Genomic DNA, 16342 nt, shown 5'->3' with positions numbered 1-16342 from the left:
AAAAGCGGGACGTCAACTTTCTGAGCGCCTGTTTAATAACAAACTGAACGCCAAGATGGATTACCAGTTGGTTCCAACCGTGGTGTTTAGCCACCCACCGATCGGCACCATTGGTCTGACTGAGCCACAAGCGATTGCTCAGTACGGTGCAGAGAACGTGAAAGTGTACAAATCCAGCTTCACCGCTATGTACACCGCCGTCACCTCTCACCGTCAGCCATGCAAAATGAAGCTGGTTTGCGCTGGCCCAGAAGAGACCGTGGTTGGTCTACACGGCATCGGTTTTGCGGTTGATGAAATGATCCAAGGTTTTGGTGTCGCGATAAAAATGGGCGCAACCAAAGCCGATTTCGATTCCGTGGTCGCAATTCACCCAACGGGTTCAGAAGAATTTGTTACCATGTAGATCGGTATCTGGAAAATCCACCCTGTAGATTTGTAAACTCTGGAAAACATACTAGCCTCTACGTATATCAAATACATTGGAGGCTGGTATGGTTACTGTCATAAATTCGAAAAATTTTGATGTTCCCCGAATCTATCCGCCATCAAGCAAATCGAAATCCATTCAATTAAGTGGATTTCCTACCTTTTACTCTAAAGACAACGAATACCTGCTACCGGTGAACCTTTGGCTCAATTACTTGGTGAATATTCGAAAAGCAGTCGATGTAACAGTGAGTGTTCGCGCTCTTAAGAGATATTGGCAGTTCTTAGAAACAAATAATTATTCCTGGGATAATTTTCCAGCAAACGACTATCTAAAACCCACCTATCGATTCAGAAATGATGACCTGTTAAAAGCAGCTAGAAGCGGTGAGATCGCTTTTTCGACAGCATCTATGTACATTCTTCATGTCATAAAGTTCTATGAATGGGCAGCTCATGAAAGATTTATCACCTTCACCGAAGAGAGCAAACCATTTAATTATCAGATAGTTCACATTGCCAATACAGGAATGATGAATCATAACAACCCGAGGTTCGCAGTACGTTCAACTGATCTAAGAATCAGGAAACCGGCCAGAAATGAACAGCAGAAACTCAATCCATTATCTCAGCAAGAACTATTATGTTTCGCCGACTGCCTCAGAGAGTGTTCCGAAGAATTTATCATTCATCAACTACTACAAATACAGTCTGGATTACGCGTTGAAGAAGCTTGTACATTTCCATTTTCGGTTGTGGAAATGCCTCAACAACATATTCGTCGATACGAAGTTGAACTCGGAGCTCATAACGGCGTACATACAAAATTCAACAAAACGCGCAAAGTAGAAATACCTAACCAGCTAATGCGCAGAATGTATGACTATTTGGTTAGTGAACGACGACTCAAACGGGAACAGAAAACTAATAATACAAATAAAACGCTTCTCCTTAACAATTTAGGTAACCCGCTTTGTAGTAACAACATCCAGCAACATTTTCGTCGCCTAAAACACCACATCCACCAGAAACACAATATTATCTTTAATCATCGCACTCATGACTTGAGAGCGACCTATGGAACCTATCGCCTCGATTCATTAATGAACCATCTCCCAGTTGGCGATGCCTTAGCTTTGATCATGGGATGGATGGGGCACAAAGACGATAAAACCACATGGAAATACCTTCGATATTTGAGAAAAGAAAAAGCAAACCAAAATGCGATTGTGATGCTTGACCAAATATTGGAGGAAGCAATGTTATGACTTACTCTCCTCCAACGTTAACAATCAAACTTCGCACCGGAATCAAACAAACGTTCACTTATGACTTCACTCGTTTTTTCTACAAAGGCGTTGCTTTTAAAAGAGATTTACAACAAGCCGAACCTGCAAATCGAGATGCTGATGTTTTGAGATGGTACCGAACATTTACTGAGACGAACGAATACTCTGATCTGACAAAACAAAGCTACCTAAGAGATTTTGCAAAGTACGTTCGCTTTTGTGATTCAAAAAGACTTAATCCGGAAAGCTCAGCCGCTGTTGAGTCATGGGAGAGGCACTTAATAGAACAAGTTCGTATATCTTCAATGAACGTCAATTCTGCACGAAAAATGATTTCTTGTTCAAAAAAATGTTTGGAAATGCTTGGTAACCCAAGCTCAGAATGGTTCTCTCCTTATGGATTGTTTCGCTCTGAACCTAATCCCACTCAAGGTTATTCAGATCGAGAGCTGTCTTCCTTAATCAAAGTTATTAACTCATTTTTCAGACAGATCTCTAAACAAATCATGGAGAACCCGAGCATACATTTGAATGCCTCAACCAATAAAAGAACTGCGGCCTTTACCTACAACAACCATACACATGAAATCGCCTCACCAATAACAAAATGCTTTAGTGCCGCCTACTTCATGTTGTCATATTACACTTGGGGCAATACAACCGTTCTCCTCAACATGACAAAGCCGAAAGAAAAAATATTTGAAGGTGGTAAGTGGTTTGAGCAAAGTGTTTTAAAGCCTAGAGCAAATAAGTATGTATCTATATCGATTGGGGATAACGGTACATTTCATGTTCCCAAAATAGCACTTAGATTTTTTGAGCAGCTATTGCAGCTTAGTAGCCTTATTTCTTCGGATCCTCATTTGCTCTGGCAAACCAAAAAAGATCATATTGCGCCTTTGGAACAAGGACATATACAAACCTTCTCTAAATGGCTGTATGAGACGTTTTATCTAAAATCTGATGATGGTGAGCCATTGAGGCCAATGGCTTCAAAATTTCGTGCCAGTGGAAGTTCCCGCTATTTAGCAAAAACGGGAAATGCAACTGAAACAGCATTGCTCTTAGGCAACACCCCATACACGTTATCAAAGCACTATTCTTCCGGAAATCAGGTTGAGAACCAAAAACAGTTGCTTGCAGCAACTTACACAATTGAAGGCGCTGCTCGATGTTCAGATATTAATGCTGCAAAAGAATTTGCAAAAAAAGAGTTGGGATTAGAAGTTCTTCCGTACGAGGAGTTCCTTGCAAAATATGCAGATAAGCACGGCGAAAAAACGATTATAGGAACGGGCTGTAAAGATGTCTATTCCAGTCATGCTGACAAATATCGAAGGAGGAATCACTTCAGTCCGAAAGACTTTAACGTTGACCATCTGGCTTGTTCTGACATTCATAATTGCTTCAATTGTGAAAATCAGGTCATCATTGAAAGTGTTGAGGATATCTGGTGTTTACTGAGTTATCGAGAATCCATCATCGATTCAAAAGTTCACCATCTCAGTGAGCAACATTTTAATAAAAACTATTCTGATCTTTTAAATTCGATCAATCGCATTGTCTTCACCATCCACCCCAAAGTTAAAAGGTTAGCCGAAAAAAAACTACAGAATGAAGGTAGACATCCTTTATGGCCGGAAGGCATCAATATCGATTTTTAAGGACAAGCTATGACGCCATTATTTGAACTACCTAAAAATATACTTAAAGAAAACATTTCCGAATATAAAAAAGTAATTAATCTTTATCTTAATAAAGATTTTGAAAAATTAGATAAAATTGTTGTAACAAAACAATATGATGGCAGCCCTAAAAGCTATTTTGGAGATGAAGAATGGAACTTTTCTGCGTACTTGGATTCTAGAGTTGTCCATAAAAAACATACTATTTTTTCATCATTCTCTGATGAGAATTTAGCTAGAGAAATGAAGATTATATGTTTCTCATGGCTTTATATATCAGGACATCATAGAAAAGGAGCGGTAATTAAACCATCAACACTTCTAGCGCGATTTTCAAAATTAGCCCAAATCTATAAGTTCATAGAATCCAAAGGATTTCGCTCCATAAAAGATCTGTCATCAAATATTGTATTTGCAGAATTCTCTGACTATATTCGATCACAAAATTATCAACATTCTCAAGTAGCTGCTCTATACAACACTTTGTCAAATATAGAGAGAGTTAGTCGCTATCTACCTATAAAGTTCAAGATACAAAAAGATCAAACATCTACAAAGTTTGCTTATGAAATGACAGGAAAACGTAAAGAAGAAGGCACTAACCAATTTTATGCAATTCCTACTAAAATTATGGAAAAAATATATAGCTATTGTTTTCAGCAAATAGAAGATTTTTTTCCATATAAAGAAGCCATTCATGAACTGCTACATGACTTAAGACAAAACTATGAAGAAGGAAAACGTAGGGTAGATGAAAAAATTTCAAGCGGTAAATGGACATGGATAAATCAAGACTCCACTGACTACAGAGTAGAAGTGAATAACCATATGCCAGCATCATATCACTCAATAATAAAATCCCATTTATCTGAAACCCCTTTATATCTGAAATTACCGCATAATGAACGAAAGCTACAAAGTGCTATTATCGAATTACAAACAATATGTTTCATTGTATGTGGAGCCCTTACCGGAATGCGGCGTTCAGAATTATATTGTTTAGATTCGAATAGTTTTAGAGACAAAGAATTATATGGAAGAAAGTATTACGTTCTTAGATCTGAACATCATAAATTTTCACAAGGTAGAGGAAAGCCAGCAGAATGGATAACAACCAAACTAGCAGAGAAGGCAATTGATTTAGCAGAAGCAATATCAAGGTTTATGCGAATTCAATTAATAGAAGATGATGATCCAATGAGTGAATATAATTCTTCATGTTTATGGTTAGTCCAAGGTCGAAAATCTCAATTACCCATTATTTCTCAAGATAATAATATGAGAAGACACTTCAGAAAAATATGTAAAAAAGCAAATGCCATTATAACAGAAAATGACCTAAATGAATTTAAAATTATCAATCCAAATAGGGAACCCAAAAAGGCTGCTGAAAATTTAAAAGTTGGCAATATCTGGCCATTAACTACCCATCAACTACGCAGAACTTTTGCTGTATTTTCAAAACGTCATAACCTTTGTCACGATATTGCGATAAAAGAACAGTTCAAACACCTAGATCTACCCACAACAGAATGGTACGGAGAAGGTGGGCTTGCCAGCAAAATAAAAGCACTACAGATCGATACAGAGCTTCAAGCATTCCTCAATGACGTAATCCAAGAGTCTACGACACAAAAAATTCATGAATGGTATAAAGGCTGGGATTCAGGTCAACTTATGGGTCATATGGCAGGCTCTATAAATAAAAATCGAATATCCCTACATAAAAAATACAAATCTTGGGATGCAATAGATGAACATGTTAAAGCTGGTCGATTAACTCTTGTTGGTACATTACACTCTTACTGTATGGCTGGTTACGAATGCCAGATGCATAAAGTGAGTTCTCCAGCCAACTGTATGAGTTGTGAAAACCAGCTTATCGATAAAGAAAAAGCTGAAAACTGGAACAAACGCTATCAATGGGTATGCAAACAAGTTACTGACATGGAAGCTATAGGTTCACTAACATCTTCCATGTATTCACATTTTATTACTCAAATAAGAGCCGCAGAAAAAGTTCTTCATAAGTTCCAGATCCCATTCACTAGATTTGAAATAGGTAACGATAAATATGAGCAAATCCCAAATTACGAAGGTTGAACTAGAGCAAGCACTAGGAAGAATTTTATCGGGAAAAACTCACCGCGTAGATCCTGCAAGGAAGATATCCGTTAAGGCTGTCGAAGAAGAAGCTGGACTCGGTGATGGCTCTGCCTATTACTACAAAGATATAGTACAAAAAATCAAAGAGTCCGCCATCCGGAACTCACCGAAAATTAGGACTCAAAATGCATATGAAGATAAGATTTCTAGCTTAAGAGATAGATTAAATAAGGAAATAAAACTGAAGGAAAAGTACCGAGAGCAAGTAGAAGATTTAAAAGAACAACTATCTAGTATGGCGAGCCAACATAACCAGCTCACCTTAATGATTCAGCAATATCAGTACAAAATTTCAGAATTTGAATCCGATATTGAACAACTTCCGAAGTACAGTGAATGAATTAGTATACCTAAGATTCGATTTTCTTAAATACAGTAATTAACTCTCTTTCTTTCTTACCAAGCCAAAAGCCCTTGCGGCCAACTATCAGTAAGAGCATAGACTCGTCGGAGACAATATTTCTTCTCCAAGAATGTCTATCTGTCGCGGAGGGGAATGGTCTATCTTCCGGGTGTGTGTGCCACTCCCCAAGGTACAGATGAGTACCAGCAGATCTTTCAAAGGCCTCATTCACTCGTGACTGATGGTGAACTCCTCGACGATCAACTCTGCACCTCTGACGAATGTCGCCAGACCCAGGTTCAGAGATATCGCAAACAACCAAATGTTGTCCTCTACGCTCTCCTATAAGGACACCAGCAGACTCAGGGGTAAGCTGATGGAGCTGACGATAAGACAGTAATCGCGTTACTACATGTCCCATAATGACAACAAGGCAATCACTCTCATCTTTGAAAACAAGTTCGACATCACTCATCACAAATATTACATCCTGAGAAGCGCTTTAGAGTTCTCGGCTTTTTCGAACGAGAACCATCTAACATATGCTCACTATAGTTCCAGGGAAGTGTATGCTCTAGCGTATTCAAGACGGCCTCCTGAGCTAAAGCCGCCGTTATATGGCTTACTGCAGCATCATATGGTGTATATGTACTCCCACAACTTATGTGCTTCTCTTTTGCCAGATCAATGCCCTCAAAACGAAGATCTATGTTGTTTCGATAAACTGCTGGATCAGCCATCATACAACCATAACAGCAGCGACCATCATCAACCAAAACCTTTGAAGCCCGCCCATTACCATCATTAAATGCATGAATAAGAACAGGCCTAATATCTGCAATTAGAGTCCTAGCCACTGCTGCAAGACGTTTGGAAACAGGTGGGCGACCTGTTGCATCAATAACAATGTCATATTTCGATAGAACATCTGCCTGGATAGGGAACTGTCTGTCAATTCCTTTGATACTCTGAGCGATATGGACGGCTTCCTTCAGGCTATTGGCTAAAGCTATAGATTTCGCTAGACCAAAGTTATGAGCTGTCAGAGAATGCCGAGCAAAATTGTGTGGTTTGAAAGAATCATTATCATAAAGGTGGAAGTAATTTTCTCCGCAGCCAGCACCACTACGCAGCAGCAGTTCTGCCAAATATCCACCTATAGTCCCGCATCCAATAAGAGCAATACGCTTCTGACTTAAATTTCCAACGTCTGGTCGCGGTTGATTACGACTTAGTAGAGTGTCTCGATCAGCCCTGGTCACACCTAGCCGCTTAAAGTTGGCATTCACAAACTTGCCACCTAATAATGCCGCTTCATTGTTTATGTTCCGCTTTCTAGCGGCATTCCTACCAAAGTACCGCTTACCAATAACATCTAAATTCAGCTCCAAGTAAACGGCCAATTCATCTTGCCCCTCCACATCAAACAAAAATATGTGACGTTTTGTCCTCTTGGCCATCAAGAGAGTAACCGTCCGAGCATGCGCAGAGCAATCAACGAGCTTCAACCAACTTAACACCTCACGAAGGCAAGATGGAGGCCAGTTTACACCTGCCAAACGGTTCGGCTTTACTGATATACAATGTGTTGTAATTAACACTTCTTGCAGGGAGCTTTCATCGAACTTTCTTTGGTTCAACCATTTTACTAACTCTTCACTTTGCTCAGAGCAAGCAGCTACGTACTCTCTCCGGATAGAGCCACTACTTAGCTCAGCTTCTACTAGATGAGCCTTTAACTGAGCTTTTCTCGACGGCTTAGCTAACAGGTAGAGCTCTTCTTCTGATTGCCAATAAGCACTAAACTCTCCTTCAAGCTCAACATCATTTGACGTTCCACTCTCGACAGATGCGACAGAGTTATCCAAGGTTAGCTGTATTTGCTCATCCACATCTTGATAAGTTGACTTTAGATCATTGGAGTTCCAATCAGCCTCCATTTGAGCAACATAGCACAGGTAAAACCCGAAATTAATGTGAGGCAGTAGTCGACCTTTATACTGTTCAGGTTGCTGCAGAATATACGCAAAGGGTAACTGTATGTGCGGGTCATTCCACAGAACCAAAGCAATTACAAATACCCCACCTTTAGTCGAGTACTCTTTTACGTAGTAGCCTTTGCGTCGGCTTTTTGTATCCAACAGAATGCCATTAGGCATTTGTTTAGCGGGCGTATAACGAAATCCGCATCCCAGTAATGTATGATGTAATTCCTGCTTCACTTTCAGCCACTTACCATTGTTCTGCTGATTTTTTCAGGTTTAGAGGCTGAACTAGGTTCTTGAGCGAAAGCCGGTAGAGCCTTTGCCAAAACAATAAGCTCGCTATTAGTAACACGATTCCCAAACGCCATATTAATCTTTTTCAAGGCCTCTGACTTAGAGTCAGCTGACTCAGCAGATGACAGAATCTCTGGCAAACGCTCTAGTTTGCTCATAATGTCCATCTCCCGAGGGCCATGCTTATAAGAGGGTGGGAAGAGTGGCTTTTCATCGGTACTGTCAGGGCTCTCTACTCCCCTAGCAAACTCACCAGGTAAATGCTTAGCAATTATCTTCATTGTTTCTCCGAGATCACTAGCATCATGAGCAACGCTATCAAGAATGTTTACCGTTGCAGCCATAAGACTAATCGATGACGGACCTCCAACATCCCACTGCGCATCTCTCCACGCTTTCATAAAGCGACAAACCTTACGAAGATGTTTACCAATACGTATACAACTATCGTTGAACCAATCTTCAACTATTTTGGGGTCGCTATTGATCCATTTCCGATCACCTTCACGAAGAGCAAGGTTTACGTTTTCTGAATCTAATTCATAAGTTTCACTATCGTCAGTAATTGAATCTGCAACATATGATTCAAAAATGGCACCTTTAACAAATGATCTATTTGCTTCTAAAGCTATTTGCTTTTTCTGGAACTCATCTTTAGGGATTGCATACATTGGTACATCAATATGTGTTTTCTCTGCCTCAATCTTAATCCTCCCACAAGTCTGCTTAGCTTCAAATTTCCAGCCATAATTTTCAGCTACAAGTGACTTCAGTGATGCATCAACAAGAAGAATTAGTAAAGAATGACCAATCTTAGGCTCTGACTCAAAAATAGGCATTGGCATATAGGTTCCATCATCAATATCCATTTCTTGACCAGGGTGAAACGGGCGATTCAGCGTGTCATACTGAAAGCTTCCCTGAGTCCAAAAGCGAGGTGTCAATCCCAAAAACTCATCACGAGCATCATCATCCATCTCGTAAATAAGCTTAGCCACTTCTCGTTGTTCGTTGTCAGAAAGGTGCTTAATTTGGGTCGTTGACACCTTTTCCTGAATAATTTCAAACGTAAGAGCACTTTTTTTCACAGCCTTGGCAATACCCTTAGCTTCTTCAAATACATCTCGTGTTCTTAAGCGGATGATCTTACGCAATGCCTTTAGATTGTTCTTCTCCTCGTCTGTAAGAACTAGCTTGCCCATCAAGCCATCATTTCGGTTTGTGTAGTACTGGTGAAAGTTCCAAGTCATTCTCACTCTCCTCTAAGATTTACTTAAATTTGCGGGCAGGTACTTTGAAAAAATCTGCCAATGCTTTGTTTTTAGTGAACTCTTCAGTAGCTAACTGCCTACCGCGGCTAGCTAAATTACTGAGCGAGCTTGCAGAAGCGTTATCTAACGTAATGTCACCTGCAGCTTCATGAGGTATTGTGTCATCCAGGTACACGAGATTGCCTGCGGCCTCATGTGTCGCTAACTCTCTTAACAACATTGCTCTGTGAAGTTGCTGGTTTGCCGTCATGGTACTGAGAACTAACCGCTCTCCCATTCCCCATAATCCTAGATAACCGCTTTTACCTGCCAAACTAGAAGGGCTGAGACTATACTCCTCCCCCAAGGTACCTACGTTGAGTATCCTGACATCACTAACCTTTGTTTCAGGAAAATCTGTCGTCATATCACGAAAAACTTCATGTAAGCCAATAAAACTCGGATTGTTAGCAACCAATCCCCCATCTGCAAAGTACGAATCTAAGTCTACACAGTAATGAGGAGCAAAATATGTGGGAGCAGCTGAGGTAGCTAAGGCTGCATCTATTAGTTTTATACGGCCATCCCTATGAAACTCAGGATTGTGGGGCGTTTTGAAGAACTGAGGTTTACCTGTAGAAAGATTAACTGTAGGAATTAGAACTCGACACTTCAGATCATTAAAAGTGCTCTCTTCTCCTACCATACTGGCTATCGTTTTAGCCAATGGCTTACTATCATAAAGTGGACCTCTGGCCAGTCGATACCGTCTGCGAAAAACTGGGAAAAATCGTGGGTATTTCTGCTCTGGGAAAATATACCCAGCTTGTTTTCTAAATACATCTTCCAGTTCTCTGGCGCTCTTTCCATAAGCCAAACCCAAAGCCAGAATTCCACCAATAGAAGTACCTGTAATCAGGTCAAAATAATCTCCAACTTTAAAACCGTTAATACCTTGTTTTTCCTCGATGATTCGCTCTATTTCAGCTAACAAGCTGATAGTAAACAAGCCTCTTGCACCACCGCCATTCAAACTAAGAATTCGGACTTGGTTTTTAAGGTGTTCATATTCAGGTGGATTTGGCATGTAACCTCCGTTTTCAATCCATCACCTAAGTACACTTTGCATAAGTTGTGACAATAGATTTACCACGACTTACGACCCTATCCTCACTAGCTTAGTCATGGCTCATACCCTGGACCATTGCAGCGTGGACATTGAAGAGGCTCATAGCTCTTCTTGGTGAGCATCTCGAATATACGAGTTACTGCACCATGCTTTTTAGAGTGTCAGCAATATCCGTTAGTAAATCTTTACGGGACATATACTTCTTCCTACCGATCTTTGCTTGATTGAGATAAAACAGAAGCAGCGAGAGTTTTCGTTTCTTCACTGTATTTAGTGCTCTGCAACGCTTTAGACGCTCTGCTTTCCATTTCAGAGCTAGTCTGCCTGGAGGTTGAAGTTTGTGATAAAGCCGAACCAGCAAACGCTTTTGCGATCGTTGAAGCATTTGGGTTCTTTAGGATATGAGAGGCAAGTGAAGCAACATCACTTGAAGTCTGTTTGATATTTTTAGGCATAACTAAGCTTCCAAAAATTGGTGATAACTATTTCATGTTCACCAGGATGGATGCTAAGCTAAGTGTTCGACGTTTAGATGAACATCCATCCTAGTAGGTGATGATTGTCTTTAAGTGAGCCCCTGACAATCGTTGGGGGTTTTCTTTATCTAATACCTGTTAGTTTTCCCTCCACAGAAAGACACTACATATTGTGTCTTTGACACTACAGATAACAAGATAATGTTACTAAGCCAGTATTTCAAGTTGCATATAACACACCCACTGTGGATAACTCCATTTAATGCCATCACCTGTTAGTATCTGCTAACCTATAACCTTTTTAACTAAAAGCACTCTCAAAACCTCAAGCACATAACTAGCTAATACATAACTAAGAAAAATAAAAATCACTTGATCTTTGGTTATATATCGCTCTATGTCCTTTCAAAAAGCAAGGCCTTAGTTTTGAACTTCTGGTGCACTATTTTTTGACCAGAGAGCACCTTCAGAACATTTGTTAACCCATTAACCTTTCCCAGTAGACACGCAGAACGTTCTTTTGCTTCATCAAGAAGCGTGATTAATTTTGGTTCCAGTTCAGGGAATCGAACATTGAGAGACTGGTATTCGTCAATCTCACCTAAAACAATCTCTAACTCTCCTTTATATTGATTACGCTCACTCACTAATACCGAGTAGTCCTGGTTCAAAACAATCTCAATATCTACATTTCCTGACTTTGGCTCCACATTAAGAGATTTAAAAGTGTCTGTCTGAAAGTATCTTTTTTGACGACCGCTCCCTTCACTTCTAAGCCAGCCTTTCTTTATAAACCGTAAGATTTGTCAATAAACCTTTTTGCGCGCTTCATCAGGATCAATAGGAGAGCCTTTTAGAACAATAAACTCATCCCTTAATTCAATTACTGAAAAGCCATCTAATGTTCTTTCAATCAACAACTTGTACATCTCTGCACTGATCTTCATAGAACGTTTCATGTATTACTAATGCCACCAAAAACTAAGGATTACTTAGTATACAGAAATCAGTAAAACTAAGAAAATCTTAGTTAAGTTGAGCTTTAAGATATGAACCATAAGTGTCATTCCAAAATCCAATCCCACTGCGCCTCAAAGAAGCGCGTAAAAAAGCAAAACTCTCTCAAAAAGCCTTGGGAGTGAGAATAGGTATGGATGAAAGCTCGGCAAGTCCTAGGATGAACCAATACGAAAAAGGCAAACATACACCAGATGTGCGAACGCTAAAATTAATTGCGGATGAGCTTGATGTGCCGTTGAGCTACTTTTTTTCTGAGGATGAAATTACTGCAAACTTAGTTCGTTTAATTAACAGATTAGACAAAAAACAAAAGCAAGAGTTAGCATTTTACATACAACACACTTTCAAAACAGACCTTAGCTGATAACTAAAAGTATTGTTGACCATTCCTTCATGCTGTATTATCGTCTAATATATGTACAAGCACGTACATGTCTTTCACACTCATCAAACCAATTAAGGTACTCACAATGACAACCTCAAACATAGCTGCAATCGCAAAAGCAAAAGCAAAAGCGCTAGCCATGCTAGAGCGTTCGCGATCTGGTACTCTTAAATCTGTAAATGCGCAAAACAAGTCAGCCCGTTTTTACTCTAAAAACGAGCCAACTTTATATACCAACGCTAAAAGCTATTAGCTAGATAGCTTGTAAACTGGAACTTTTAGATACGGGGGACGAAGCTCAACTTCCTCTGCATCTGTAAAGAATTCTTTGTACCTGTCAATCAACCCTTTAGCTGGTTCCATAATACGAATTTCATCCAATTCAAAGACTTCTGAAATTCTGTACATCAACCCAGAAACAAATGGGATAGCACGACCTTCAAAGCTAACTTTACTGGCATCTCTCTCAATCTGACGCAATATCAACCGCTTATTGGTCAAATCCACTTCACCAGATACCAAACCTACTAATTCTCGATTATGCTTTATCGCTAAGACAAAACGTTTAGAACTATAGATAGATTTGCTCACGGCTCTCTCCCAAGGGAGGTTTCCGTAGCCATCTTTACTTCCTTTTGGCATCCAATTTCGCGCAGCCTTAGCATCACTTCTTGTTGCAAAACCTAACTCTAAAAGAATTCCATCATCTAATGCTTCATATTCGCTAGTAGCGATTTGAAACACGATTTCTAAAATATCTTGAATTTGATTCTGCTCATTAGCTTCAAGTAACGTTTTACGACATGTTACTTCGTCGGTGTTCATACCACTGGTAAACATTGGTTTTCTCCTGTAAGAAAATTTGATTTAGGGATAGACGTGACTTAATTAGGAACATTCCTAGTTTCATCATGAAAAACTCCAATTTAATTTGCGGAATTTCCGCTTCTTTAATTTGCCGATTCTCTCGATGCGAAAAATAGCAATAGAGAACCGACTTCGTTTACTAACTAACGCATAACGCTAGAAAGAAGTGCTTTGCTTTCGCTTAGCGACAATGAGGTTAAAATAGTGACCCAATCCTGTCAATGCAGAAAATGTCACGCTAGCTATTGATAAACTTGAAAATAATTTAAATGACGAGCTGAAGGAATTAGTGCTAGAAGGGGTTAAATATCATAGAAATGGTTACAGTAAAAAATCTGGAAAAATCATTTCCAGACTTTCTAAAGAATCACATATAAATAGTAGTTCGTATAAAAATTTCGCTTAACCCTAAAGTTAAGTCTGATTCTCTAAATCCAGTTGCAACGATATCAAGTCAGTGAAGTACTAGAGGTATTGATGTAAAACTATCAGCGAGAGAAATAGCTATTGTAACTCCCATTGTGCAAAGCCTAAAACATCAAGATACAGAATTTACATTGCGAGACGTAGTCTTGAAGTTTAAAGCTGTGGACGCAACTAGTAGACTTTGCTTCTTGTTGTGAAAAGGCATTTGGCTGGTAGCGATTACTCTCGTATTTTTAAAACGACATCCTCAGAATTCAACGATAAAGCCTAATGGGAAACTGGCTTGCACCGTCAGTAAGAATCAAAAGAGAAACTGTGATTTCACATAAATAACATTTTGTGAAAGCGTAGTTTCTCTTCTAAATGTTTTGGCTATCCTGTTTTGCTACTCTCAATTTGTCGAAAATGTCATTGAATCAATTTTGTTGTAAAACTATACTTTCACTTAACAGGGCTAAGTGAAAGCATAGTTTCATTATGGTAATCAAAAATACTCAGACTAAGCGCGGGGCGGTAGTGTTCCCGAAGAATCTAAAAATCCTACATGACTTGGGCGAGAACATAACGTTGGCTATGAAGCGCCGAGGAATAAGCCAAGATATGATGCACAAGAGGACTGGTATTTCCAAGCCGACACTACGGAAAATAGCTAAAGGTGATCCTTCAGTGTCTATCGGCCACTATGTTAATGTGCTTGCTGTACTTGGCCTATTAGCGGATCTTGGCAAGGTAGCACTTGATGATGAGCTTGGTAGGAAGCTTCAAGATATAGAGTTATTAAAAAGAAAACGATAAGGACTGCTAACTAATGGAAATCTACGTCTACGCTGATTGGATTGATACAGAGGAACCAATGCTTGTAGGTACATTACGGTCCTCTGTGATTCGCAGCAAAGAGCATTTTAGCTTTAATTACGACGAGGAGTGGTTGGCTTCCAAGTACGTGCACCAAATCGATCCAGCGCTTCAATTGTACGTGGGGGAGCAACACGCAGAAGATGACAGAAACTTCAAAGTCTTTCTGGATTCATGTCCTGATCGCTGGGGCCGGCTACTGATGCAGCGGCGAGAAGCGGTGATAGCACGTCACGAAAAACGTAGAGCAAACAATTTGTTTGAAACAGACTATCTATTGGGAGTGCATGACTCGTTTCGTATGGGAGCTCTACGCTTCCGTACCTCGCATGACGGCCCATTCCTTGATGACAATGACGACTTAGCCGCACCAGCTATGACATCACTGCCAGAACTACAGCAAGCAGCAAATGGTGTGGAGGATAAACCAGAGTTTGACAACCCAGATTATCTCAAATGGCTCAACATGCTTATCTCTCCAGGTTCATCACTAGGTGGCGCTCGCCCGAAAGCATCCGTTAGGAATGTTGACAACACTCTCTGGTTAGCCAAATTCCCAAGCCGTTATGATGATTATGACATAGGGCTATGGGAATTTGTGGTTTACCAAATGGCTCTCGAGGCTGGGATCAATATGGCAGAATCAAAGGTACAAGCCATTGGTTCGCACCACCATATCTTTCTTACCAAGCGGTTCGACCGTGACGATGATGGTAAAAGGCTTCATTTCACTTCAGCCATGACGCAATTAGCGTATTTTGACGGTAATGATGACGGTGCAAGCTATCTAGAACTCGCTGAATTCCTTATCCAGAATGGCTCAAACACACAAGAAGACTTAGAGCAGCTTTGGGCGCGCATACTATTCAATATTATGGTTTCCAATAGCGACGACCATCTACGTAACCACGGTTTCATTTTTGATACGACAGGTTGGCGATTATCGCCAGCGTATGACATTAACCCTACCCTGAATGCTACGGGGTTGCACCTAAACATCGATGACATGAGCAATGCTCTTGAGATTAAACTAGCCTATGAGGTCGCAGAATACTTTCAGTTAGATTCTAAGAAAGCTGATGATATTTACCAAAAAGTAGCCACTGCCGTTTCACGATGGGAGGAACTAGCAAAAAAAGCAGGAATAGAGAAAGGGGAACGGGATTTACTCAGGGATTGCTTTCAAGTGCCATAGGCATTATGTAGATCTATAAGCTAAGACTACCATGGGAGCAATTGATCGCCTGGATAGCTTTTGGAATTGTACAGTCTATGTGTGCTTAGAGCCCTAATCAATCTACTATATATTTCTGAATTTATATTGCTGATAGCGCCGACCGCTAAATTATTCTGGAACGTTACCTTTTAGATATGTTCAGTAGTCTGGAAAATCGATTTTCCAGACTTACAATTTCTTAAAATTTAGCCAATTTTTAGTCTTTTCTGGAAAACTCTCCTTATACCTTGCAATCAAAAGGTTTCCAGAATACTTCCAGAGTCAGAAATAAATAGTATAGATGCACGATGCGGTAGCATCCATACTCAATTCTGTTCAATAAAGAAAGCGGCTCATAGCCGCTTTCTCATTTAGAAGCGTTTTACCTCACACACACCACATTGAGCAGTGATGAGCCTTTTAACACATTGACTTTGCCAGTGGTGAACATCCCTTTACGCCCTTCACCCCAATAAGGCAGTTGAACTGGCCATTGATGTTGCTGCATCTGTTTAGAACTCAGTAAT

Annotated in this window: 13 protein-coding genes and 3 pseudogenes; 8 read left to right on the top strand and 8 right to left on the bottom strand. The window is 40.0% G+C overall.

Going from position 1 to position 16342, the window contains the following annotated elements; genetic code table 11:
• The 5 genes and pseudogenes from VOA_RS00535 to VOA_RS0118820 form a co-directional block, all read left to right on the top strand.
• Positions 1–406: pseudogene (locus VOA_RS00535) on the top strand (glutathione-disulfide reductase); the annotation flags it as partial.
• 88 nt (positions 407–494) lie between these two features.
• Positions 495–1697, top strand: coding sequence for a site-specific integrase (locus VOA_RS00540; protein ID WP_000259058.1), 1203 nt, complete (start codon positions 495–497; stop codon positions 1695–1697).
• Positions 1694–3382 (top strand): hypothetical protein, encoded by a 1689-nt coding sequence (locus tag VOA_RS00545; protein ID WP_000222515.1) that lies wholly within the window; start codon positions 1694–1696, stop codon positions 3380–3382. Before VOA_RS00540 ends, VOA_RS00545 begins: the two co-directional genes overlap by 4 nt.
• Positions 3383–3391: 9 nt before the next feature.
• Entirely contained in the window at positions 3392–5506 is a 2115-nt protein-coding gene (locus VOA_RS00550) for a hypothetical protein (protein ID WP_000188054.1), read from the top strand.
• On the top strand, positions 5478–5909 hold the full coding sequence (locus VOA_RS0118820) for a hypothetical protein (RefSeq protein ID WP_000047044.1): 432 nt from the start codon (positions 5478–5480) through the stop codon (positions 5907–5909). Before VOA_RS00550 ends, VOA_RS0118820 begins: the two co-directional genes overlap by 29 nt.
• A 10-nt stretch (positions 5910–5919) precedes the next feature.
• Here the strand turns inward: VOA_RS0118820 and cap3 are convergent, their stop codons facing one another.
• From cap3 to VOA_RS0118805, 6 genes and pseudogenes are all read right to left on the bottom strand, one after another.
• The gene (gene cap3, locus VOA_RS0118815) at positions 5920–6387 is read right to left on the bottom strand and encodes a CBASS system CD-NTase/cGAS isopeptidase Cap3 (RefSeq protein WP_001286070.1); all 468 of its coding nucleotides are present in this window, start codon (positions 6385–6387) and stop codon (positions 5920–5922) included.
• A complete protein-coding gene (locus VOA_RS00555; RefSeq protein ID WP_009356196.1) occupies positions 6380–8134 on the bottom strand; it encodes an E2/UBC family protein in 1755 nt (584 codons plus the stop codon). The genes cap3 and VOA_RS00555 overlap by 8 nt, the downstream gene beginning before the upstream one ends.
• 2 nt (positions 8135–8136) lie before the next feature.
• Positions 8137–9447: a cyclic AMP-GMP synthase gene (gene dncV / locus VOA_RS00560; RefSeq protein WP_083806687.1), complete on the bottom strand. Its 1311-nt coding sequence runs from the start codon at positions 9445–9447 to the stop codon at positions 8137–8139.
• A gap of 13 nt (positions 9448–9460) precedes the next feature.
• On the bottom strand, positions 9461–10528 hold the full coding sequence (locus VOA_RS00565; protein ID WP_001133549.1) for a CBASS cGAMP-activated phospholipase: 1068 nt from the start codon (positions 10526–10528) through the stop codon (positions 9461–9463).
• A 248-nt stretch (positions 10529–10776) separates the two neighbouring features.
• Positions 10777–11025 carry a hypothetical protein gene (locus VOA_RS0118810; RefSeq protein WP_001125591.1) on the bottom strand — a complete coding sequence of 83 codons (249 nt, stop codon included), beginning with the start codon at positions 11023–11025 and terminating at the stop codon, positions 10777–10779.
• 416 nt (positions 11026–11441) lie between these two features.
• A pseudogene (locus VOA_RS0118805) lies at positions 11442–12005 on the bottom strand (hypothetical protein).
• 101 nt (positions 12006–12106) lie between these two features.
• Between VOA_RS0118805 and VOA_RS00570 the strand changes: the two are divergent.
• On the top strand, positions 12107–12430 hold the full coding sequence (locus VOA_RS00570) for a helix-turn-helix domain-containing protein (RefSeq protein ID WP_000009892.1): 324 nt from the start codon (positions 12107–12109) through the stop codon (positions 12428–12430).
• Positions 12431–12700: 270 nt separating this feature from the next.
• Here VOA_RS00570 and VOA_RS0118800 read toward each other — a convergent pair whose 3' ends face one another.
• Positions 12701–13291 carry a hypothetical protein gene (locus tag VOA_RS0118800; RefSeq protein ID WP_000495158.1) on the bottom strand — a complete coding sequence of 197 codons (591 nt, stop codon included), beginning with the start codon at positions 13289–13291 and terminating at the stop codon, positions 12701–12703.
• A 930-nt stretch (positions 13292–14221) separates the two neighbouring features.
• On the opposite strand from VOA_RS0118800, the gene VOA_RS0118795 reads away from it, so the two are divergent.
• Both VOA_RS0118795 and VOA_RS00575 read left to right on the top strand, forming a co-directional pair.
• Positions 14222–14539 (top strand): helix-turn-helix domain-containing protein, encoded by a 318-nt coding sequence (locus VOA_RS0118795; protein WP_000234916.1) that lies wholly within the window; start codon positions 14222–14224, stop codon positions 14537–14539.
• Positions 14540–14552: 13 nt separating this feature from the next.
• Positions 14553–15794: a type II toxin-antitoxin system HipA family toxin gene (locus tag VOA_RS00575; RefSeq protein ID WP_000409329.1), complete on the top strand. Its 1242-nt coding sequence runs from the start codon at positions 14553–14555 to the stop codon at positions 15792–15794.
• 403 nt (positions 15795–16197) lie between these two features.
• Here the strand turns inward: VOA_RS00575 and VOA_RS19965 are convergent.
• Positions 16198–16342: pseudogene (locus tag VOA_RS19965) on the bottom strand (SPOR domain-containing protein); the annotation flags it as partial.

The sequence above is a fragment of the Vibrio sp. RC586 genome (genome assembly GCF_000176715.1).
GTDB lineage: Bacteria > Pseudomonadota > Gammaproteobacteria > Enterobacterales > Vibrionaceae > Vibrio.
Note: the sequence above shows the minus strand (reverse complement) of the source record. Positions and strands in the feature narration are given on the sequence as shown.

Coding starts and splice junctions, on each gene's coding strand:
- VOA_RS00550 (WP_000188054.1), top strand. CDS start 3,392: ATGACGCCATTATTTGAACTACCTAAAAATATACTTAAAGAAAACATT.
- VOA_RS00540 (WP_000259058.1), top strand. CDS start 495: ATGGTTACTGTCATAAATTCGAAAAATTTTGATGTTCCCCGAATCTAT.
- VOA_RS00565 (WP_001133549.1), bottom strand. CDS start 10,528: ATGCCAAATCCACCTGAATATGAACACCTTAAAAACCAAGTCCGAATT.
- VOA_RS0118795 (WP_000234916.1), top strand. CDS start 14,222: ATGGTAATCAAAAATACTCAGACTAAGCGCGGGGCGGTAGTGTTCCCG.
- VOA_RS0118810 (WP_001125591.1), bottom strand. CDS start 11,025: ATGCCTAAAAATATCAAACAGACTTCAAGTGATGTTGCTTCACTTGCC.
- VOA_RS0118800 (WP_000495158.1), bottom strand. CDS start 13,291: ATGTTTACCAGTGGTATGAACACCGACGAAGTAACATGTCGTAAAACG.
- VOA_RS00575 (WP_000409329.1), top strand. CDS start 14,553: ATGGAAATCTACGTCTACGCTGATTGGATTGATACAGAGGAACCAATG.
- cap3 (WP_001286070.1), bottom strand. CDS start 6,387: ATGAGTGATGTCGAACTTGTTTTCAAAGATGAGAGTGATTGCCTTGTT.
- VOA_RS0118820 (WP_000047044.1), top strand. CDS start 5,478: ATGAGCAAATCCCAAATTACGAAGGTTGAACTAGAGCAAGCACTAGGA.
- VOA_RS00545 (WP_000222515.1), top strand. CDS start 1,694: ATGACTTACTCTCCTCCAACGTTAACAATCAAACTTCGCACCGGAATC.